Below are 391 nucleotides of genomic sequence, written 5' to 3'. Positions count from 1 at the left end.
GCTGGATGTGAAGGCCCCTTCGCGGGCAAGCCCGCTCCCACAGGGTCTGTCGGTGGCCATCGATCATGTGTTCAGCGCAGGTCCACTGTGGGAGCGAGCTTGCTCGCGAAGGCGGTGGATCAGCTTGCATGGATGTTGGATGTGAAGGCCCCTTCGCGGGCAAGCCCGCTCCCACAGGGTCTGTCGGTGGCCATCGATCATGTGTTCAGCGCAGCTCCACTGTGGGAGCGAGCTTGCTCGCGAAGGCGGTGGATCAGATTGCATGGATGTGGGATATGAAGGCCCCTTCGCGGGCAAGCCCGCTCCCACAGGGTCTGTCGTTGGCCATCAATCATGCGTTCAGCGCAATTCCACTGTGGGAGCGAGCCTGCTCGCGATGGCGGTGAATCAG

Origin of the sequence: Pseudomonas sp. N-137 (assembly GCF_034555295.1) — a bacterium.
GTDB classification, from domain to species: domain Bacteria; phylum Pseudomonadota; class Gammaproteobacteria; order Pseudomonadales; family Pseudomonadaceae; genus Aquipseudomonas; species Aquipseudomonas rhizophila.
This window is presented reverse-complemented; position numbering follows the sequence as displayed.